At 45.4% G+C, this 19,746-nt stretch carries 19 protein-coding genes and 1 riboswitch; of the genes, 4 read left to right on the top strand and 15 right to left on the bottom strand.

Translation table 11 applies throughout. From position 1 onward, the window contains the following. Positions 1-42: 42 nt before the first annotated feature. The 14 genes from BLS49_RS16210 to BLS49_RS16145 form a co-directional block, all read right to left on the bottom strand. A complete protein-coding gene (locus BLS49_RS16210) occupies positions 43-822 on the bottom strand; it encodes an ABC transporter ATP-binding protein (protein ID WP_091232830.1) in 780 nt (259 codons plus the stop codon). Then, positions 819-1,865 (bottom strand): FecCD family ABC transporter permease, encoded by a 1,047-nt coding sequence (locus BLS49_RS16205; protein WP_091232827.1) that lies wholly within the window; start codon positions 1,863-1,865, stop codon positions 819-821. Before BLS49_RS16205 ends, BLS49_RS16210 begins: the two co-directional genes overlap by 4 nt. Next, a complete protein-coding gene (locus tag BLS49_RS16200) occupies positions 1,865-2,875 on the bottom strand; it encodes an ABC transporter substrate-binding protein (RefSeq protein WP_091232824.1) in 1,011 nt (336 codons plus the stop codon). Before BLS49_RS16200 ends, BLS49_RS16205 begins: the two co-directional genes overlap by 1 nt. Before the next feature lie 222 nt (positions 2,876-3,097). After that, positions 3,098-3,306, bottom strand: a riboswitch (cobalamin riboswitch). A 77-nt stretch (positions 3,307-3,383) separates the two neighbouring features. Beyond that, positions 3,384-4,835: a methyl-accepting chemotaxis protein gene (locus tag BLS49_RS16195; RefSeq protein WP_091232821.1), complete on the bottom strand. Its 1,452-nt coding sequence runs from the start codon at positions 4,833-4,835 to the stop codon at positions 3,384-3,386. 155 nt (positions 4,836-4,990) lie between these two features. Further along, positions 4,991-5,953, bottom strand: coding sequence for a TRM11 family SAM-dependent methyltransferase (locus BLS49_RS16190; protein ID WP_091232818.1), 963 nt, complete (start codon positions 5,951-5,953; stop codon positions 4,991-4,993). A 478-nt stretch (positions 5,954-6,431) separates the two neighbouring features. After that, positions 6,432-7,178: an ABC transporter permease gene (locus BLS49_RS16185; RefSeq protein ID WP_425432158.1), complete on the bottom strand. Its 747-nt coding sequence runs from the start codon at positions 7,176-7,178 to the stop codon at positions 6,432-6,434. A gap of 69 nt (positions 7,179-7,247) precedes the next feature. Next, positions 7,248-8,051 carry an ABC transporter ATP-binding protein gene (locus BLS49_RS16180; protein ID WP_091232812.1) on the bottom strand — a complete coding sequence of 268 codons (804 nt, stop codon included), beginning with the start codon at positions 8,049-8,051 and terminating at the stop codon, positions 7,248-7,250. Positions 8,052-8,072: 21 nt separating this feature from the next. After that, on the bottom strand, positions 8,073-9,146 hold the full coding sequence (locus tag BLS49_RS16175) for an ABC transporter substrate-binding protein (RefSeq protein WP_091232809.1): 1,074 nt from the start codon (positions 9,144-9,146) through the stop codon (positions 8,073-8,075). Between the two features lie 44 nt (positions 9,147-9,190). After that, positions 9,191-10,627, bottom strand: coding sequence for an aryl-sulfate sulfotransferase (locus BLS49_RS16170; RefSeq protein WP_091232807.1), 1,437 nt, complete (start codon positions 10,625-10,627; stop codon positions 9,191-9,193). A 25-nt stretch (positions 10,628-10,652) separates the two neighbouring features. After that, entirely contained in the window at positions 10,653-11,129 is a 477-nt protein-coding gene (locus tag BLS49_RS16165; RefSeq protein WP_091232803.1) for a MarR family winged helix-turn-helix transcriptional regulator, read from the bottom strand. Between the two features lie 282 nt (positions 11,130-11,411). Continuing rightward, positions 11,412-11,978, bottom strand: coding sequence for a histidine phosphatase family protein (locus BLS49_RS16160; protein ID WP_139173148.1), 567 nt, complete (start codon positions 11,976-11,978; stop codon positions 11,412-11,414). A gap of 30 nt (positions 11,979-12,008) precedes the next feature. Next, positions 12,009-12,965: an adenosylcobinamide-phosphate synthase CbiB gene (gene cbiB / locus BLS49_RS16155; protein WP_091232797.1), complete on the bottom strand. Its 957-nt coding sequence runs from the start codon at positions 12,963-12,965 to the stop codon at positions 12,009-12,011. Beyond that, positions 12,962-13,690: an adenosylcobinamide amidohydrolase gene (locus BLS49_RS16150; RefSeq protein ID WP_091232794.1), complete on the bottom strand. Its 729-nt coding sequence runs from the start codon at positions 13,688-13,690 to the stop codon at positions 12,962-12,964. The genes cbiB and BLS49_RS16150 overlap by 4 nt, the downstream gene beginning before the upstream one ends. Positions 13,691-13,735: 45 nt before the next feature. After that, entirely contained in the window at positions 13,736-14,827 is a 1,092-nt protein-coding gene (locus BLS49_RS16145; protein ID WP_483864829.1) for a pyridoxal phosphate-dependent aminotransferase, read from the bottom strand. Between the two features lie 198 nt (positions 14,828-15,025). Between BLS49_RS16145 and lplA the strand changes: the two genes are divergently transcribed. The 4 genes from lplA (at position 15,026) to BLS49_RS16125 (ending at position 18,591) form a co-directional block, all read left to right on the top strand. Next, positions 15,026-16,030, top strand: coding sequence for a lipoate--protein ligase (gene lplA, locus BLS49_RS16140; RefSeq protein ID WP_091232790.1), 1,005 nt, complete (start codon positions 15,026-15,028; stop codon positions 16,028-16,030). 122 nt (positions 16,031-16,152) lie between these two features. Further along, positions 16,153-16,359, top strand: a complete 207-nt coding sequence (locus BLS49_RS16135) for a hypothetical protein (protein ID WP_091232787.1) — start codon at positions 16,153-16,155, stop codon at positions 16,357-16,359. Positions 16,360-16,823: 464 nt separating this feature from the next. Further along, on the top strand, positions 16,824-17,732 hold the full coding sequence (locus tag BLS49_RS16130; RefSeq protein ID WP_175471440.1) for a DMT family transporter: 909 nt from the start codon (positions 16,824-16,826) through the stop codon (positions 17,730-17,732). A 61-nt stretch (positions 17,733-17,793) separates the two neighbouring features. After that, complete coding sequence (locus BLS49_RS16125; protein ID WP_091232784.1) at positions 17,794-18,591, top strand: Cof-type HAD-IIB family hydrolase; 798 nt, start codon at positions 17,794-17,796, stop codon at positions 18,589-18,591. 317 nt (positions 18,592-18,908) lie between these two features. Here BLS49_RS16125 and BLS49_RS16120 read toward each other — a convergent pair whose 3' ends face one another. Further along, a complete protein-coding gene (locus BLS49_RS16120) occupies positions 18,909-19,697 on the bottom strand; it encodes an MBL fold metallo-hydrolase (protein WP_091232781.1) in 789 nt (262 codons plus the stop codon). Between the last annotated feature and the right edge of the window lie 49 nt (positions 19,698-19,746).

Below are 19,746 nucleotides of genomic sequence, written 5' to 3'. Positions count from 1 at the left end.
TAATATTATCTATCTTACCACACAGCATATTCCCCAGTTGACTTAACTGCGCTTTTGCAGAAGCAGCTGAGGTACTCCAGTATCGGGATGATTGACCGTATGAGATTTCACGTCAAATACTGCTTCGATCGTTTCTGGAACTAGAATTTCATCAGGCGTACCCTCAGCAATCACTTTTCCCGCACTCAAAATCAGTAGCCGATCACAATAGAGAGAAGCGAGATTAAGATCATGCATGACAGCAACGACAGTCAGACCCTCTTCTCTTTGCCAGGAAGCTATTAAATCCATGAACTGCATCTGATAACGAATATCCAGATAAGTAGTCGGTTCATCAAGCAGCAGCACCTCAGGCTGCTGGGCCATTACTTTTCCCAGAGCTACACGCTGCCTTTGGCCACCGCTCAATACGCTTAAAGGGCGACCTGCCAACTCCTGAAGCTCCAATCTGTTCATGATTTGATTCAGCAGATCATCCGCATTGCTGCCTTTTTCCCTTCCTCTCCAATCTTGAAAAGGAAACCTGCCCATCTCAATAACCTCTCTCACAGGATACGATATCGAGGGTAAACCGTCCTGCTGCAATACGGCAAGCCTTTGAGAAAGAGACTTGCGAGAAAACGAGGTTATTGGCTGCCCCGCCAGACTGATCTCCCCCTGATCCGGCTCCTCAATGCCTGATATCAAATTTAAGAGTGTTGATTTCCCGCTGCCGTTTGGTCCAATAATCCCTACAAATTCTCCAGTCTCTATCTTTAAGCTGATATCACGAAGTACGTTCAGTTTCCCATAGGATTTTGCAGCCTGCTTAACTTCAATCATTGCATATTCACCTCTCTTGCCTTCTTCTTGCGATACAGCAAATACGCGAAGAAAGGAGCACCAACAAACGCGGTAACAACACCAAGCGGAATTTCAGTCGGAGCCAGCAGCGAGCGTGCAGCGAGATCGCTCCACATCATGAAGATTCCACCCCCCAGAGCAGAGAGCGGTATAATCAGACGATAATCAGGCCCGGTTATAAGCCGAATCATATGAGGAACAACAAGACCAACAAACCCTATTACTCCGGATACCGAAACTGCTGCAGCTGTCATTAACGTAGCAACAAGCAAAATGATCAGCTTAGTCGATTCTACATTCAGACCGGAATGCGCTGCCTCGCGTTCCCCTAATGCTAACAGGTTAAGTGTACGTGAGCGACTCCATAGAAATAACACACCTAGCGCTAAATATGGCAATAGGATGGCCGTATATGACCATCCTCGCAGACTCAGGCTTCCCATCGTCCAATACATGATTTCATTTATTGTTTTTTTGGACATTGCCGTCAGAAAAGAAACGATCGCCCCTAAAAAAGATTGCATCACAACCCCTGACAGTATCAGGCTCTCTATCGGAATTTTGCCATTTTCACGTGCCAGCCACATAACGATCCATAACGTAACAGCACCAGTGAAGAAGGCCACTAACGGAAGTGTAAAGACCCCCGCCACAGAAAATTGCCATCCGAAAAAAATCAGTACAGCAGCTCCGACCGCCGAACCAGATGATACGCCAAGAGTAAAAGGATCTGCTAATGGATTGCGAAGCACCCCTTGGAAGGCGGCGCCGGCGACCGACAGCGATGCTCCGACCAGCATTCCCAGCAGGACTCGAGGCAAGCGTACCTGCATCACGATTTGTTCCGAGGATACACTCCAATCTGGTGTAATCAAATTCCCGATTCCAGGAATACGGTGCAGCATGATAGCCACAATTTCACCAGCCGGCAACGGAACAGAACCAAAGCCAATGCAAATCAAAAGTGTTATGAATAACAGCGCAAGACCGATTGTTCCGTAACCAGCCAGTTTCGTCTTCATTACTGAATCAGATCCGGATAGATCGCTTTAGCAACTTCAATCAGTCCTTGCGTGACACGTGGACCAGGACGGCTCAGCAAGTTATCATCAAGTCCAACGACACGATCCTCTTTAATCGCCGAAATTTGATTCCATCCTCCGCGTCCTTTAATGATATCAGCAAGCGTCTGGTTATTTTCGTCTACAACACTTTTTGCGTATAAAATAACGTCAGGATTCGCCTTAATAATATTTTCTTCATTAATCTCACTCCAGCCCGTAATATCGGAAGCGACATTTACACCGCCAGCGAGTGTAATCATTTCATCCATGAATTCACCTTTGCCTACTGTCCAGCCTGGTGAAAACTCGATGTATACCTTTTTCTTCTGATCCTCAGTCAGGCCCTTCACAGCCTCAGTAACCTTGTTCAATTCATCTTGCATTTGCTTCGCTACCTGCTCCGCTTCCCCCTGATGGTCTGTAATTTGACCCACCGTCTTAATATGCTCGATCACTTCATCTACCGTCTTCGGATTAGATTGATACACTTTAATACCTAGATCCGTCAGGCTCTTAACTGTCGCCGGATCAATCAAACTTGCGGCCATTACTAAATCAGGCTGAGCAGCAACCACGGCCTCAACATTAATTTGAAACCCGCCCATTTTCGGTTTATCTTTAACTGCTTCAGGATAGTCGTCATTATCCGATACACCAACAACCTGCTCATCAAGACCAAGTGCAAATAACCCTTCTGTCTCTGATGGGGCTAAAGATACAATACGCTTTGGTGCAGACTCAAATGTAAACTCTGTACCTGATGAATCTTTTACCGTCAGCGGATAGGTAGTAGTCTTCGCATCTTGTTCACTTCCCGTAGTGTTGTTGCTGGTTTGTTCCTGTGCAGCAGATTCAGTCGTTCCTGCATTGTTAGTATTTTTAGCATTGTTAGTTGCTCCGCAGCCAGCAGTAATGACGAGCAGCAATGCCAGCAGCCAAATCCCCCAAATCTTCTTAAAACCTTTCACTTGTTCCACTCCTTTAGTGATCTAGTTAATGCTTCATCTAAGAACAACTTGAGTCAAGGCGATATCAAGAAATATATTCAACAGACAACAAGAAAAAAACCCAAACCATAAGGATTGGGTTACGTCCACAAATGGATAACGGAAATGTTGAGTCAGACTGCATGTACAAAACTTTCTCAAATTCCGTCTTCTTATGTAGAGCGTTATCCTTTCCTCGAAGGACCGTCTTAACTCCCGTGGGCAGGTCTCCTGACTATCAGGTATATGACAAAAGCTCGCCTTCCCATCCCTCTTCATGAGATAGACAGTGGCATCATTGAGCTTTGTCCCTGTATACAGTGGCGGGACCGCGCCGGATTTGCACCGGCTTCCCTTTTAACCCGAAAACAGCGTCAATGCGCTGCCTCAGGACCAACGGGTACAATGATAATTCCTTGAATCATAGCAATTCTTCTCTATAGGATTATAGGATAATTGAAACAAACATACAATAATGAGATCACTTCTTCTAATCATCTACAGACACATCAGCACCCAATACTCCGATAATTTCACCATCTTTCTTGATAGGTACAGATAATGTCATGCAGCGCCGTTTCGTAATAGCGGAGACGTATACTTTTGAAATGACGGTCTCCCCAGCCAAAGCCTTTCTGAACCATTCTCTTCCTTTTGCATTTACCAGACCCGCTTCCGGAATAGATACGACAAACGATCCGTCCGCACGGTTACTCCATGCCGCTTCAAGTCCAGACTCCCGCTTCAATAAATCTTCTAGTGCACCACGATGCCCTGCCTCTTCCATTTGCTGAAAAACATTTCTCTCAGCTTCTTGCAGCAGTATTTTTGTAAAAGCCAACCCGCGCTCAACGCCGCCGCTTTCGGTTGGATCGTCGGATAAATCTTCTCTTACCGAAGAAAGCGTGCATACAAGCTCTTCCTGTGCTCTATGAAGGCCTCCTGCTACAGACTGCAGCTTGCCAATATACAGCCGCTGAGATTTCATTCTTCCCAGAGCCCCTTCAACATGTATAATACTTTGACTCAGCCCTTCATGAACCTGATTCATCATATTTTCCATATTGTACGTCATTTCAGCCTGCTCACTGCTTCGCTGTCCGGCTTCGGCAACTAATTCATTAACGGCAGCTATTTCCTCATAAATATATCGAATATCTTCTCCCATTGATTTCATAACATCAATTCCTTGCAGAGCTGAATCTTTACCCAACTGCAGACTATTTTTGACACGTTCAACATCTTCCCCAATATTCCGGAACAAAGGAGCGGATTTGCCAATCGCCAGTCTGCTCTGTTCAGCAAGCTGCCGCATACGTACGGCAACAACATCAAATCCTTTTCCCTGCTCTCCCAGACGTGCCGCTTCAATCGAAGCGTTAAGAGCCAGCAAAGCTACCTCACCGGAAATATCCTCAAGCTCGCGATAGAATGATCCGAGCTTTTTCGTATTGCTCTCCAAATCATCCATAGGCTTAACAATAGATTGCTGTGATTCTGCTAACGCTCGAATGGTCCGATCTGCGGTTGCCAGGTCCTGTGCCATACGGGATGCTTCAGATTGGGTCTTTTCACTTTTGATATGCAGGTGATTAGCCGCCTCTTGTATACTAACCGCCGAGGCAGTAACCTCCTGCATTGCAGCAAGACTTTCCTGGACTTGTTCCAATGATTGTTCACTGCTGTGCTTCAGCTTCAAGTCCTCAATAGAAGAGATGTCGGCCAGAGTCTGAAGCTCCTCGATGCTGCTGTTCACCTCGCCTACTGCCGCCTGCAATCGATCCGCCGCAACCAATGATTCATTAGCTATCGCAGTCCATTTGCTGGTATTTAGATCGTCGCCAGAATCATCACTATGTATTAGGCGCAACGACTTCCCTTCATTACGAGCTTTTTTTTGACGTTTTTCAAAAGTACTAAACAAGGCCCGAAGCTGACTCATCTCTTCCACTCCCCATATGTTAGTTTATCTAACATTATAGAATGGGTATTAAGACTTATAAAGAGGAATTTTAATTATTTTCCAACAATATATCAAAAAATATCAAAAAAATGCGAATAAACACATTTACCTAACATACAGCGTCATATATTAAACTACATTCTACTTTCACATAACCAAACATTCCGAACGAATGATCCTTTCTTTACGATACATTGATCCTTGATCCTGAATCCTGCGCTAATGATATATTCCTCCAATAACTCGGATGATACAATTACAGCAAGTCTGCTAAAGCGGCTTACGCTTGTCAGCATAGTAATGGTTTCTTCTTCGGAAAGGATCGAACAAAGGTTGTACGGCATATCCAATATGGCAGCATCATATAGCTGATCGATCTCATTCATATCACCAATCATCACTAAATCGCTATCTGAATACCCAAAATGTCGTAAATTGATACGTGCCCCTCTGATTGCTAGCGGATTGATATCCCTGCCAACGATATTTATCCCCATAGATAATGCTTCTATCAGCACATTTCCCATACCACAGCATGGATCGATGACCTTAACATCGTACGGATCTGGGACTGCAATGTTAACTAATGCGCGGGCTACGACTGTGCTGAGACCTGTCGAATAATTTTGCGGCTTATCCTTATGCTGGAGCCATACCGATTCAGCGTGATGACACACACCAAAAATCCAGCCCGCATCCACAGGCAGCAGTCCAAACATAACATCCGGCTTACGCATGTCTGCCGTACCACGGATGCATCCACCCACCTGACGCTCCAGCTTGCGCTGTTCATCGTAGCTGTGCTTTGCACCACCTTTTATATACAGCACTTTAAAACTATCCCCTTCGATCTCTATCGAAGGAACCAGCTCTAAAATCTCCTCCAGTGTACTCCCTGCAAATATGACATCCATTCGCATGGAAATGAAAGGACTACGACTTGGATCGATCTGTTTAGGACTTTCTATATAGTACGAAGCATCTGGTTCAGCATTAAATAGAGCACGCAGCTCCATTTCGCATAGGTCCCGCTCAGTCTCATGGCATGCAAAAGTATAAATATATCGTCCCTGTTCCGGGAGTTTTTCTGTCAGCATATCTTTTTCCCTTCCGTAAAAACCTGCTATGAACTTAGTACTACTTCGATTATTTTAGCTAGGTCCATTACAGCACTTTCCGCCTCCACTTTCAAGCACACCTAAATGCCTTACAATCAATAATTCTACTGATTACTAGGCTTCATTGTCTATTCAGGTCGAGTTCACGATGAGTTATGTTGCATTGGCTTCACATTGAGCGAGTTGAATTAATAATTCGTGCAATAGTGCATCTTTTTTTGCTAGGATAGCCTAATAAATTCAAATTCCTGCAAAAGTGCACCTTTTTTCTACTAATTCCGATGTTTTATTATATAGCAAGGCAAAAAACTGCATATTTGCAGGCTTTTCGTCCAAAAAATAATTCCGGATAAAATAGCCTGCACTTTTGCAGTTTTTCTGAGATTCAGATCATTTTATTCACCACGTTCACACGCCACACGCCTCGTATCGTATCATGAAGATGCTATGACAGAACTTATCTTTTCCCTGGAGAAGAACTTACTACACCGTATCGGCCAAGCACTTTACGACCAAACAACCCGAGGAGTCGATCGGTGACAAAGCCCATCAGACCCAAACTAATTAATCCGACAAAAATCCAATCTGTTCGGAAAAAGAGACGGGAATTCCATATTAAATACCCTACCCCTTCGTTAGAAGCGATCATTTCAGCACCTACAATTGCCATAAAGGAAGTACCCATAGCTAGCCGAACTCCTGTAAAAATATAAGGCATTGTCGCTGGAACAATTACATGAATGACGATTTGCGACTCCGATGATCCCATGCTGCGGGCCGCTCGAATTTTATCCTCCTCAACAGACAATACCCCCGTTAACGTGTTCATAATGACGATAAACAAAGTTGCGTACAGAATCAGGGCAATTTTAGACTGCTCTCCGATCCCAAACCATACGAGGAATAGCGTAATGAAAGCAATTGGCGGAATAAAGCGAATAAAATTAAGCAAAGGCTCTGCGAAATTGCGTATGTGATCTACCTTACCGATAAGAATACCAATCGGAATCGCGATAAGGCTTCCCAGTGCCCATCCCGTGAGTACCCGATAAAAGCTAATGCCAATATACTGCACAAGGGAACCGTCTTGCAGCAATTCACGTGCCGCTATCGCAGTATCCACTGGGCCCGGAATTACTTCAGGTCCGTATAATTCAGCCCCTATTTGCCATAAGGCTAAAATAGAAATCCATAAAACAATCAAAACAAACCATTTCTCCCTTAACCATTTGGACACCGTACCACCTCCTTGTTTAGTTAAATGTTCACCCACTTATTCATCAAAGTGTGATTGTATCTTACTGTAATAATCGTAGAACTCTAAGGCTGACACATCGCGCGGATAAGATAATGGAATCTCGTAAATATCCGAAATACGGGAGGAAGGGCCCGATGACATAATTCCAATTCGTTGTCCCAGCAATATAGCCTCCTGTATATCATGCGTTACAAATACAATCGTTTTGTTCGTCTGTCTCCAAATACGCACCAATTCCTTCTGCATGGTACGGCGGGTCATAGCATCAAGTGCTCCAAACGGCTCATCCATAAGCAGTATTTCCGGATCATTTGCCAGCACACGGGCTAACTGTACCCGCTGCTTCATACCACCGGAAAGCTCCCTGGGAAATTTATCACCATGTCCAGAAAGTCCGACAAGATCAATGTATTGATCTGAAATGACTCTACGCTGCTTTTTAGGAACCTTTTTCATTTTCAAACCGAATTCTACGTTTTGCCGTACGGTTAACCAAGGAAAAAGTGAAGAATCTGCTTGCTGAAATACAACCGCTCTGTCGCGTCCGGGCTTTTGAATTTCCGAGCTGCCTACTCTCAAATTCCCACCTGTTTTTGATACAAATCCGGCGATCATATTTAGAAGAGTTGATTTGCCGCAGCCACTAGGTCCAAGCAGAATAAAAAACTCACCGCCTTTAATGACAAGATTGACGTCTTTAATAATATAATGAACATCACCTGCGGCTGCCTTAGCAGGAACTTCGTAATAGCTTTTGTTAAGTCCCTCTATCGTAATGGTATGCAGCGATGATGCTGCAGAAGCATTCCCTCTGGACATCTATCCTCGCCTCCTATTTAGCTATGGCTGATACGTGATACGATCCGGAACAACCTTACGCAGAAAATCGAGATTGATTTTTTCCGTTAGCTCAAAATCCTGCTGAATAATGCCGTTATCCACCATATATTGCTTTTGACTTTTCAAACTTTCTATCGATCTTTGCGTAAATCCGATTTCCCAGTTGTTAACCTCTAAATCCTTTAATGTAGCTTCTTTGGGCTGCTTCACTTCCTTATACAGCAAATCGGCTACTTCATTGTGATTTTCTTTGATATAGGCAGCTGATTCCTCAACAGCCTGAAGAAATTGGGTCACCGTATCCGGGTGATTCTTAATCAAATCATTAGGTACAACAATATCGCTGCCAAGCCTCACCTTTGTTTGCGACATATCGGTTAGCTGATGTACGCCCTCAATGGCACTGAACTTCTCCCTCATAACGGCACCAAATGTCCATACTGCATCGATTTCACCCTTTTTTATTGCAACGTACGCTTCATCCAAAGCTCCTTGGCCGATCAGCTCTGTATCCGCAACTTCAACACCGTGCTCACCCAGATATTCATCCCAGAGATAAGGCAGAAATGTACCTCTCAAAAAGCTTAACTTCTTCCCCTTCAAATCCTCTGCACTCTGAATGTCATCTCTTACAAACAGCTTCCAATCGGCTGCCTCTTTATCAGTTGCATCGCCTGTAGAAGCGACGATGCTGTATTCTCCTTTACTGACCGCATTTAGAATTGGAAAATCCGCTCCCCATGCAATATCAACCTGCTTGATAAACAACGCATTTATTCCTTCGGCTGGTGTGGCAAATGTAACTAGCTCGGCCTCAATGCCATGCTTGGCGAAAATCCCCTTGCTAGCGGCTACACGAAATACCGGATTGGAGGAAATATCGGCCAGGTTCAGCTTGATCGTCTCTTTTTCAGATTTCTTGTGCCCTTCAGAAGCCGACACCTGATTTTGCCCATTCCCCGACGCCCCATTATTTCCGCAACCCGACAAAACACTCAACGCAACGACCAATATCATGATGACAACTATCGATACTACGGATTTATTGTTAGAAAATATAAAATTCCAACGCATGGTTCCCCATCCCCTTCAGGTCTATTTCTTGTTCAAATTTTCAATCATTCACTGGGCTTTTCATCAAACCGAGCGACGCAAAGCGCACCTTCTCCATAAGATACTGTACCTTCCACAGTGACTACGGAATCCGTACCCGTCTCTGCTGCTCCAGGTACTCTGAACTTAGCAACATCAAGAGGCTCAATCGCTTGCTCCACAGGACGTTCTAGTTGAGGAACCCATTCATACGGCACACGGTAAGCGCGGTACACCATGTTGGAATTCCGTTGATTGCTATAAGGCGAAATATATTCCCACACCAATTCGTGGCTCCGCGTGACTTCAAAGATCCGTCCATCGGCTCCTTCAGTGATCAGCGTATTACCGTTAGGAAGTCTTTGCGCTGAACTGATATATGGACTATAGAAACGATAGGAATCGAGCGGAGCCTGAAATCCTGCTTCGGTTGGTGTATACTGCCACACGATTTCTAAAGTTATCGGATCGATCTCTAACACTCGGGAATGATCTCGAAGCGCATTTTTTTGCCCATATGTTGAAGACGGATTAGGTGCTCCGTATCCAGCCCAACCGCCATTATCAAACACAAGCAAATTTCCTTCACCCGAAAGTCCTTTTGGAATCAAATGAGCGTGGTGCTGTCCAATAATCCATCCCAAATGCTTGACCTCTGGCGCTGAATAGTCAGGTCCCAGCTTCCATACGATGCTGCCCGTTTTTTTATCAATGATTGCAATAATGTTGGACTCTCTGGCATCCCAAATAATGTTGTCCGGATGAAAACGCTCATCGCCCTGATCGTAGAATCTGTTCGACCCTAAAAGCGAAGCTGAATTGATATGCATCCAGTCTCCCGCCTCATTGCCAAAGAAACGAGCGTTAGGATCACGGAACAGCACATTTTTAGCGAGTTCATCAAAACCTAGCTCATCAAAATGTTCATTCAGGTTCCATTCCCAAACGATATTACCCTCCCAATCCACCTCAAGGATGGAGTCATCAAGAAGCTGCTTGTCGGAAATTTTAGGGTTATGCACGTTCTTATGAGCCAAAATGAGAGTATTCCCTTCCGTTGTTTTCGGCTCTGCTCCAGGCGCATAATAACCTACCGGATTTCCTTCCCGTTGATAATCATGATGTGCTCTTGCCATCCACCCCGCTTCATGACCGGGGTCTTCAATAAACTCATGCTTATTAAATCGCCATACGATATTACCATCCCAATCAACCTGAACGAGATCAACTTCATCCTGGAAACTGTACTTGGGATCACGCTCTGCAGTACTTCCTAGTACATATCCACCCGGAAGTATTTTATTTGGGAAGCCTCTCAGTCCTTTCCAGAGATGAACCTCTTTACCGTTCATATCGATCAATAGCGCTCCTAAATCGGCCGCTTGATAAATGGTGTAGCCGCTCCATGCTTTGTCCGGGTTATAAACTGTTGCTCCTGTCGGATATATCGTTGGATGTCCCATACGTCACTCTCCTGATCTTTGTGAATTAATATGATAAAAATCGACTGGTTTTTGCATTTCTTACATCAGTTACACATGCATTATGCTCATTATCTTGAGCAAGCCTGTTAAGCGTTGCAGCATATCGGTCCAGATTGTTAACAATTTGAGTAGAAAATTGGATAAACTCCTTCAACTGCTCAGAGGTCATTCCCTCAAATAATGTTGTTATCGAACGGGTTCCAACATTTCTATGTCGATCCATCAAGCATCTGCCCTGTTCTGTAATGTCCAGCCATATTGCTCTACGGTCATGCTCCATACGGACTCTCTTTGCAAGTCCCTTACTTTCCAGCTTGTCACATAGCCCAGTAACAGCTCCGGATGTGAAATCCAATTCCTCTCCCAAATCTCCAAGTCGCTGCGAACCATCTCTGATTAACTTGTTCAACACCATAAGAGCTGGCAAGCTTACTCCTTCAACGTCAACCTTATCTCTTTCTTTAACAAATCTTCTGACCATTTTTCGAAATAGCCAGTCGGCCTCTTCCAACTCATTCCAACATACATTGCTGTTTACGATAGCTCTACACCCCCAAATATTACGTCCAACATATTTCCAGCCAACGACAAAAAGCTCCCGTAGTCTTTCCCATAAGGAAAGTCTTCAGGAGCCTTTGGTGGTCCAATCGGCCGCATTATGTCATTTTCTCTTAGAACTAAGAAAATGAGTGGTAAGTTATTTTTCACTATATTAACCCCATAATTCTTACCTGTCAAGTATGAATTATGGGGTTAATATTCCTCACCGCGAAATTGCAGGAGCTGTTACCTTCATCACCTCACCCGGCTCAACTCTGGCAGCTTCCCAAAAATTTGATCCAGAATTCATAAAGGTAGTAATCATGGAGATGACTCCTCCATGTGTAACGATAAGCACAGGATCGTTCGAATTCAGCGAAATGTCCCGAAGCTCGCAATAAATTTCGTTGACCCGACCTTCGAATTGTTGCCAGGATTCGCCTCCAGGAGGTGTATAACACTTGGGCTGATCAATCCATGAACAGTAAAGAGGGATGCCTTTGAGCATATCGTACGTTTTACCTTCCCATTCACCAAAGTTCATTTCACGCAGCCTGCTGTCGTAATGGACTCCTTTAGTGTCCAGATCAGGAAAAACATATTTTAAGGTCTGGCGGCAGCGCAGCAAGTCACTGCAATAGATCGCTGAAAAAGGGACTCCCTTCAGTTTTCTGGACAAAGCTTCCAAGCCATGTTTTTCATTCGGTAACAGTTCCACATCACTATGTCCCTGATATCTTCGATCTGCATTCCATGAGGTTAACCCATGTCGAATCAGCCACCACTCCATGTCATTTTCCTCCTGATCGTCAGTCTCCATCTATATGCTGAACAAGATCCATACGATAGTAGCAAGCACCACAAACGAGCTTGAAACGAGGAACATCAGCCTTGCCGTACGAGGAATATCTTCGGCTTCCATTTCTCGATTGTTGTCCCCCATATATGCACGAAACGACATCACGCCGTGGTAGCTGTTATGTCCACCGAGGCGAATGCCTAAGGCCCCGGCCACCGCACTCTCAGGATAACCGCTGTTCGGGCTGGGATGTGAAGAAGCGTCGCGCCGTACGATGCGCAGTGCTCCCCTGGCATCCAGCCTTATACACCATGAAGCAGCCACCAGCATAAGAGCGGTGAGACGAGCAGGAATAAAATTAGCGATATCATCCAGACGCGCAGAAGCCCATCCGAGGTTAATGTATTTGTCGTTCTTGTAGCCGACCATCGAATCCAGCGTGTTGATCGCACGATAGGCCATCGCTAGCGGAGCACCGCCGATTAATGCATAGAAAAGCGGTGACACTACCGCGTCCACGATATTTTCGGCGACGGTCTCAACCGTGCCCCGCACAATCTCCGGCTGTGCCAGGGCGTCGGTATCTCTGCCGACGATCATCCCGAGCGAGCGGCGGGCTGCTGGCAGATCATTGCGGCGCAAATGGCCGCATACCTCCATCCCGGCGTCCCGCAGCCCTTTGGCGGCGATCGTCGTCCAGATCAGCGCGGCCTCCGCAGCGGCCGCGAGCCACGGGCTGACCTGGGCCAGCAGCAGCAGCGTTGCCCAGGTCAAAACAAAGCTGCCGCCCGCGACGAGCAGCGGCAGCAGCAGCCCTGCGGCGCGATAGCCGCCGGGCTTGAACAGGCGGCGCACCGCCGCCTCGATCGCGCTAATCGCCTTCCCCATCCCGATCACGGGATGAGGAAGCCAGCGCGGATCGCCAAGCAGCCGGTCGAGCAAATACGCGACCGGCAAAATCCACCACGCCGCCGTCACCCGCGCTCACCCGCTGCCGCGGTCAGCGATTCCTTCACGGCGGCATACACCAGGCGGCCAATCGCGCCGCCTATATCCGTCGCGGTGCCCGCGTAGCTGTGAACCAGCTCCCAGCCGGCACGCTGGGTCACACCCAGCACGACCGAATCGGTCGTCGTGCCTGTGGCCACAAGACCATTCTCGGCATCCAGCACGCCGAGATCAGACAGCGCGGCCGCCTTCGCCTCAGTCGCCGTAATGACGGCGTTGACCATCGCCGCCGACGTCATTTTCCCGTCAATAACCAACATGATATTGATCGTTCCAGGCGTCCATGATGCAGGAAATGTCGTTCTCTCGACACCTGCCCGCGCTCCATTAGATACCCCGGCAGTTGCACAGCACATAATTGCAAATTCATCATTCCGCACCTCCTGGACAGATACATGACGCAATTGCACAGCTGTCAGAAGCCCCGCAGCCTCCGTCACAGGATAACCCCACTGTTCAAGCAATAGACCGATATCCCTTACAGGATTTTCACAGCTATAAAAACGGTCAACATAAATGTTAACCATCCGCTTCAGCCGAACCATCCCCCCGCCAAAAACGGCACTTCCGAGACCATCCATGCTTTCCGGTGACTCCAGCAGCAAATGTCGCTCACCGCGAATCAACCGGAGACCCGATATTACATCCGATTCATATATGCCGCTTTCTCCTGTCGTTAAAAAGGGCGTCGTCATCCCGTATTCCCCCTTGCCTTAGCCAACTTTATTGACTAAATCTTGTTATTCCTCTGTCTCTAGAACCTTTCGCATCGCTTGCAGCAGCTTATCACAGCACAACTGGTCCTTTACCGCTACCCGTATATCCCGTTCGCCAAGCCCGTTATACATAGCACAGCTTCGCACTAAAATCCCCTTCGCCCCTAGTTCTTCCTGCATTTTCAGTGCTGTCCATCCCTCAGGCAGTCGTACTAACAGGAAATTAGCTTCCCCCGGCCATGTCTCACAGCCCAGACCCGCTAAGCCTTCCCGCAGCAATTGTCGCTGCTTCGTAATTAATGTTATCGTCTCATCCTCGTACTCTTTTCCTGCTTGCAAACAAAACTCCCCAGCCAACAGAGCCAATAAATTTACACTCCACGTTACCTGCTTCCCCCGCATTGCTGCAGCCAAATCTGGATGAGCTATCGCATACCCCAGCCGAAGGCCTGGAATCGCATAAAATTTGGTCATCGAGCGGATCAAAATAACCCGGGGATAATGATGCAATTCTCCCAGAAGCGATATCCTATCCTTCTCAGGAATAAAATCTATAAATGCTTCATCCACAACCAAATACGTACTATAGCTCTCCGCAGCATCTGCAAACCGCCGAAGCTCATTCCAGCCGTATTGAATACCGTTAGGATTATTCGGCTGCCCAATGAACACTAAATCATTATCACGGATTAGCCCAACAATATCATCCGGGTCAGCATGAAAATTACTTTGTGCACTACCAAGCACAGAATTGACCCTCGCTCCAAACTGCCTGGATAACGTCTCGTATTCAGAAAAACATGGCTCTATAATCCCAACCCTTTCAGGGTTTAACGCCAGCAGGGCAAGCGCCATATTTTCCGCCGCACCATTGCCGATGACAAAGCAGTCCTCCCCAACCTGAAGCAGCTCACCTAACTGTGACAGCAGTGCTCTATGGCCTGGATCAGGATATCGTACTATATCTGGCATCGCCTCTCTCAGCTTGTTCAGCAGTCCCGGCGGCGGACCAAGCGGATTAATATTGGCACTTAAATCGGTAAACTCCTCTGCAGCGACGCCAAAACGGGCAGAAGCTGTTTTCACATCCCCGCCATGTCCGTATACTTCCAGCAGCATATGCTCTCCTCATTTCATTGTTCATTTCCGGTTCATTCTCATTCTCCCATTATGGAGTCAATCTTCAAAGTCCGTCAATTCCATAAAAATCGTCACTCTCTTTGGTTTCATAAATAATTGGTTTACAATAGGAATATACGCACTGAAATATACTCACTCTATGGCAAGATCCCAAGAGTAATGGAGGCCACAGTCATGCAATTTATCGACAATCAAGGAATCACCGATGCTTCAGTCAACCTGGCTATTGAAGAGTATGCGCTCAGACATCTTCCTCTGGAGGATGACAGCTACTTGTTGTTCTACATCAATGCCCCGTCCATCATTATCGGGAAGCATCAAAATACGATTGAAGAAATCAATAATGAATACTGTAAGGAAAATGGAGTGCAAATCGTTAGACGTCTCTCCGGTGGCGGTGCAGTTTACCATGATCTTGGCAACCTTAATTTCAGCTTCATTACCAAGGATGATGGTCAATCCTTTCATAATTTTCGCAAATTTACCGAACCTGTTGTGGAGGCCCTCAAATCGTTAGGTGTGAATGCTGAATTAACCGGACGCAACGATCTTCAGGTCGGAGAACAGAAAATTTCAGGGAACGCTCAATTTGCTACCCGTGGTCGGATGTTCAGCCATGGCACTTTGATGTTTAATCTGAATTTGGATCATGTACAAGCCTCACTGCATGCAAACCCCGAAAAATTCAAATCCAAAAGCACCAAATCCGTACGCAGTCGGGTCGCCAACATTATTGACTTCATGGATCACAAAATGACGATTGAGGAATTCCGTTCCGAGCTGCTTAGACATATTTTCGGTATGGACCCTGAAGCTGTTCCTCAATACAAGCTAACGGACGAAGATTGGGTCAAAATCCATGAGATCTCCAATTCCCGATATAAGAACTGGGATTGGAATTATGGTCTGTCTCCAGAATGCAACGTAAAGCATACTAAGAAATTCCCTGTCGGGATCATTGATCTGCGTATGGATATCAAGGATGGACATATTCGCGAAATCAAAATTTATGGCGACTTCTTTGGAGTTGGTGATGTAACTGACATCGAGGACAAGCTGCGTGGAGTTCGTTACGAAGATGAGGCCGTTCGGGAAGCACTAGCCGGCATTGACGTAAAACATTACTTCGGCAATCTGGAATTCGACGATTTTATCGGTCTCGTATTTTTGGAAGAATAAATACAATTACTGAACTCTAGCAAATTAGCACATTATAGCGCCTGCTCACCTCGTATCTATACAAATCTCATGGAACTTTCATAGGATATCTTATCCATGAGAAAAGAGGTGAGTGAAGCTCTATGGACGGTAAAATCATTAGGTTGCGTCGTCAAGCCAGACTGTTTCTGAACAGACGTGTTGTCGTCGTGCTGTGTGACGGACGTGTGTTTACTGGCCGGTTAGTCATAGTAAGAAGGAACTTCATCATTATTCGTGTTAGAAGAAGAAATGTTTTTATTCGGATTAGAATACCTTTTATTGATATTAAGGATATCGATTTGGCTTAACCAGACATTCCCTCCCGGGAGGTGTCCCCAAAGTTATCTAAGATAACTTTGAGGGACACTTCTTTTTTTTGCAGTGGAAAGGCAAAATATCAGGAAAAGAATGTAAAAATACAGTTTTTTTAAAAGTAGCCATGAAAGGATGAACAGAAGCCTGCAAAAATGCAGGAATATGGTTCAGAATAGACTGGTTTGAAGAGAATCCTTAGAGAAAGCCTGCACATTTGCAGGAATTTCAGTAATTCCGCATCATGACACTATTACACATGAGATACGGTCATAGCATGTGGCGGGGTCAAGCGGTGCAGGGATCGTCTTCCTTGCACGGCTTTTTTTAGTTTTGACAATAAACCTACTTTTGGGACAGCCCCTTCATATTTTACATGTGTATTACTTTATCGATTCTTGTCTCGACCATCTATTTAAGTTACAATTTGATCAATTGTCTCATGAAAGGAATGACCTACTTGAACCGCTCCCGTCTTGCCGACCTGGGACTTTTACTGGTAGCGATGATGTGGGGCTGCACCTTTCTGATCGTTCAACAAGCGGTTAGAGTTCTGCCACCCCTTGCTTTTAACGGTATCCGTTTTATTGGCGCCGCATTGCTGCTGACCATCATTATTTCGCTGTTCTACCGCAGCGACTGGCGGAAAATGTCCTGGACTCTTATGCTCCATGCGAGTCTGCTCGGCTTTTTTTTATTTCTGGGGTACGCCTTCCAGACGATAGGACTACTCTATACCAGCACTTCGAATACAGGCTTTATTACCGGATTATCCGTCGTTTTTGTGCCATTCATATCTTTGTTATTACTAAAACACAAAATTACATGGCACACCTGGTTAAGTGCTCTGCTAGCTGCCATAGGTCTCTATTTACTAGCTTTTGCCGGCACGTCCTATTCTATGAATCACGGTGATGCCCTGATTCTTCTATGTGCCATCGCTTTTGCGTTGCATGTCGCCTATACTGGAATATTTGCCCCTAAGTATCCGACTCTTCCTCTAGCTGCAATGCAGATGGCTGTAGTAGGCATTTTAAGTCTGGTCAGTTCATTCTGGTTTGAAGAGAGCCTGTATCATCAGTTTCAAAATACGGTAGAGAGCATAATGAAACCGGAAGTTATTATCGCTTTGCTCGTATCGATAGGCCCCACTAGCGCTCTTGCATTCTGGATTCAAACGGAATGTCAAAAATTCACCAGCCCTGCCCGTGTAGCTGTCATTTTTGCCATGGAACCGGTATTTGCTGCACTAACTGGTGTATTTTTCGGTGGTGAATCTCTTACTTATTATGCTGTGATAGGATGCGTATGTATTTTTGTGGGAATGATCCTTACGGAATTGAAATCTTCAAGCGGTAAGGTACAATAGAAATAACCAAGCCTAGAGAGATGAACGGAACCGGGATTCGTTCTTACAAAGGAGAAGACTTATGTACAAATTAATCGCTATCGACATCGACGACACACTAATTAATGACGACAAGGAAGTAACACCTGCTACCCAACAAGCTCTGGAACAAGCCGTCGCACAAGGAGTCATTGTTACACTTGCCACAGGAAGAGCATATGCCGGAGCCTATAAGCTGGCTCGTCAGACAGGTCTGAACGTGCCTATCATTACTTATCAAGGAGCACTTATTAAGAACCTGCTGGATGAAGAAGTGCTTTTTGAACGATATTTGCCAATCGATGCGGCTACCAAGCTGTTTGATTATTGCCTTGAGAACAATTTACACCTGCAAACCTACATTGATGATAAGCTTTACGCTCGTGAAGAGAACCAAAAACTTATCGACTATACGAATCTAAACGGTACAAAATATTATATTGAACCTGATTTCATAAAGGTTGTAGTTCAACCGACACCTAAAATGCTCATCATTGATGATCCGGACTACTTGGATGAGATTACACCTGTACTACGTGAGCTTCTAGGAGAAGAGGTACATATCACGAAATCCAAGCCGCATTTTCTTGAAATCATGCATAAAGAAGGAACTAAAGGGCATGCTCTTAAATTCCTCTCAGCACATTTCGGCTGTGAATTGTCACAAACCATCGCCATCGGTGATTCCTGGAATGACCATGAAATGCTTGAAGCCGCTGGCCTTGGCGTCGCTATGGGTAACGCTATCCCTGCACTGAAAGAAATTGCTGATTACATTACAGCAAGCAACAATGAAGATGGAGTGAAGCAAGTTATCGATAAATTCGTTCTCGGTGAATAGTATACTTATGGGGATATCGCTAGAGGTTTGATTCATCAGCTGAATTTTCGACTTTTGAACAAGTTTCGGCAGGAATAAGGGAGAACATTTCCCTTATTCCCTAATAATTACTGCATTCTCGAAAAATAAAGGAAGTGTTTTCCGCTATTTTGGTACTATCGACTATTTTTCTGCTTTTTGGAGCAGTTTCGGTAGGAATAGGAGAAATAACTTCCTCTATTTTCCATTAATCACTATATTCTCGAAAAATAAGGGACGTTATTTCCGTTATACCTCATCAATCCCGAACTCCATTTGATTGGTTTCAATGTTTCCATCTACATCAGGGATATTTTCCCTCCTACCCATCTCTCCAACCCTGTCTCCGCAAACTCTACACGATCTGGAAGATTATATTTACGTCTCAAATCAATATCATGCGACATGTGAGTAAAAATACTTTGTTTCGGCCCGACCTCCGAAATCAGTTCCAGCGCCTCCGTTACATCGTACACAGAACGAGTGCTGAACTCGGCCTCTTCATGATAAAAGCTTGTTCCAAGCACAAGTAAATCCAATTCGTAAAGTGGCAGTTTTTGCTCCGGCGGCAGAGCAATGGCATCAGAGCAATACACCCAGACATAGCCGTTTTTTTCGAGTCGATAAGCATAAGAATAACCGTTCTTCCCGTGAAACACCTTCCAGCCCGTAATATCCCAACCTGCTAAAATAACCCCATGGTCAACTGCATGCAAATTCAGATTTCGGTCCAACCAAGGATATTGCTTTAATATAACATCCAGTACCTCTTGAGGTGCATAGAGCTGACCTTTTTTATTCATCCATCTGCAAGCATCCGCCCACTCCGGCAATCCCCCAATATGATCAAAATGCGCATGAGTAACTAGAATACGTTCAATAAACCGCTGTCCCCTGCTCTCCATCATCGTTACGAAATCCGGTCCGCAATCAATGAAAAAGCTTCCGTTATCACCTTCCACAGCAACAGAAGAACGAAATCTTCGATTTACCCCAGTAGTTCTGGCCTCAGTGCACACTTCACAATCACAATATACTCTTGGCACTCCCATCGCATCACCCGTACCAAGGAAGATAAGTCTATCCATCTATTTACACGTCCTCTGCCCATCTAGTCGATATTTTAATTCACACCCT

This window comes from Fontibacillus panacisegetis (assembly GCF_900102215.1).
GTDB classification, from domain to species: domain Bacteria; phylum Bacillota; class Bacilli; order Paenibacillales; family Paenibacillaceae; genus Fontibacillus; species Fontibacillus panacisegetis.
This window is presented reverse-complemented; position numbering and strand designations above follow the sequence as displayed.

What these genes read in the sequence shown, in the direction of transcription:
- BLS49_RS16210 (WP_091232830.1), bottom strand. Translation starts at nt 822, where the DNA reads ATGATTGAAGTTAAGCAGGCTGCAAAATCCTATGGGAAACTGAACGTA.
- BLS49_RS16205 (WP_091232827.1), bottom strand. Translation starts at nt 1,865, where the DNA reads ATGAAGACGAAACTGGCTGGTTACGGAACAATCGGTCTTGCGCTGTTA.
- BLS49_RS16195 (WP_091232821.1), bottom strand. Translation starts at nt 4,835, where the DNA reads ATGAGTCAGCTTCGGGCCTTGTTTAGTACTTTTGAAAAACGTCAAAAA.
- BLS49_RS16190 (WP_091232818.1), bottom strand. Translation starts at nt 5,953, where the DNA reads ATGCTGACAGAAAAACTCCCGGAACAGGGACGATATATTTATACTTTT.
- BLS49_RS16180 (WP_091232812.1), bottom strand. Translation starts at nt 8,051, where the DNA reads ATGTCCAGAGGGAATGCTTCTGCAGCATCATCGCTGCATACCATTACG.
- BLS49_RS16175 (WP_091232809.1), bottom strand. Translation starts at nt 9,146, where the DNA reads ATGCGTTGGAATTTTATATTTTCTAACAATAAATCCGTAGTATCGATA.
- BLS49_RS16170 (WP_091232807.1), bottom strand. Translation starts at nt 10,627, where the DNA reads ATGGGACATCCAACGATATATCCGACAGGAGCAACAGTTTATAACCCG.
- BLS49_RS16165 (WP_091232803.1), bottom strand. Translation starts at nt 11,129, where the DNA reads ATGGTCAGAAGATTTGTTAAAGAAAGAGATAAGGTTGACGTTGAAGGA.
- BLS49_RS16160 (WP_139173148.1), bottom strand. Translation starts at nt 11,978, where the DNA reads ATGGAGTGGTGGCTGATTCGACATGGGTTAACCTCATGGAATGCAGAT.
- BLS49_RS16150 (WP_091232794.1), bottom strand. Translation starts at nt 13,690, where the DNA reads ATGACGACGCCCTTTTTAACGACAGGAGAAAGCGGCATATATGAATCG.
- lplA (WP_091232790.1), top strand. Translation starts at nt 15,026, where the DNA reads ATGCAATTTATCGACAATCAAGGAATCACCGATGCTTCAGTCAACCTG.
- BLS49_RS16135 (WP_091232787.1), top strand. Translation starts at nt 16,153, where the DNA reads ATGGACGGTAAAATCATTAGGTTGCGTCGTCAAGCCAGACTGTTTCTG.
- BLS49_RS16125 (WP_091232784.1), top strand. Translation starts at nt 17,794, where the DNA reads ATGTACAAATTAATCGCTATCGACATCGACGACACACTAATTAATGAC.
- BLS49_RS16120 (WP_091232781.1), bottom strand. Translation starts at nt 19,697, where the DNA reads ATGGATAGACTTATCTTCCTTGGTACGGGTGATGCGATGGGAGTGCCA.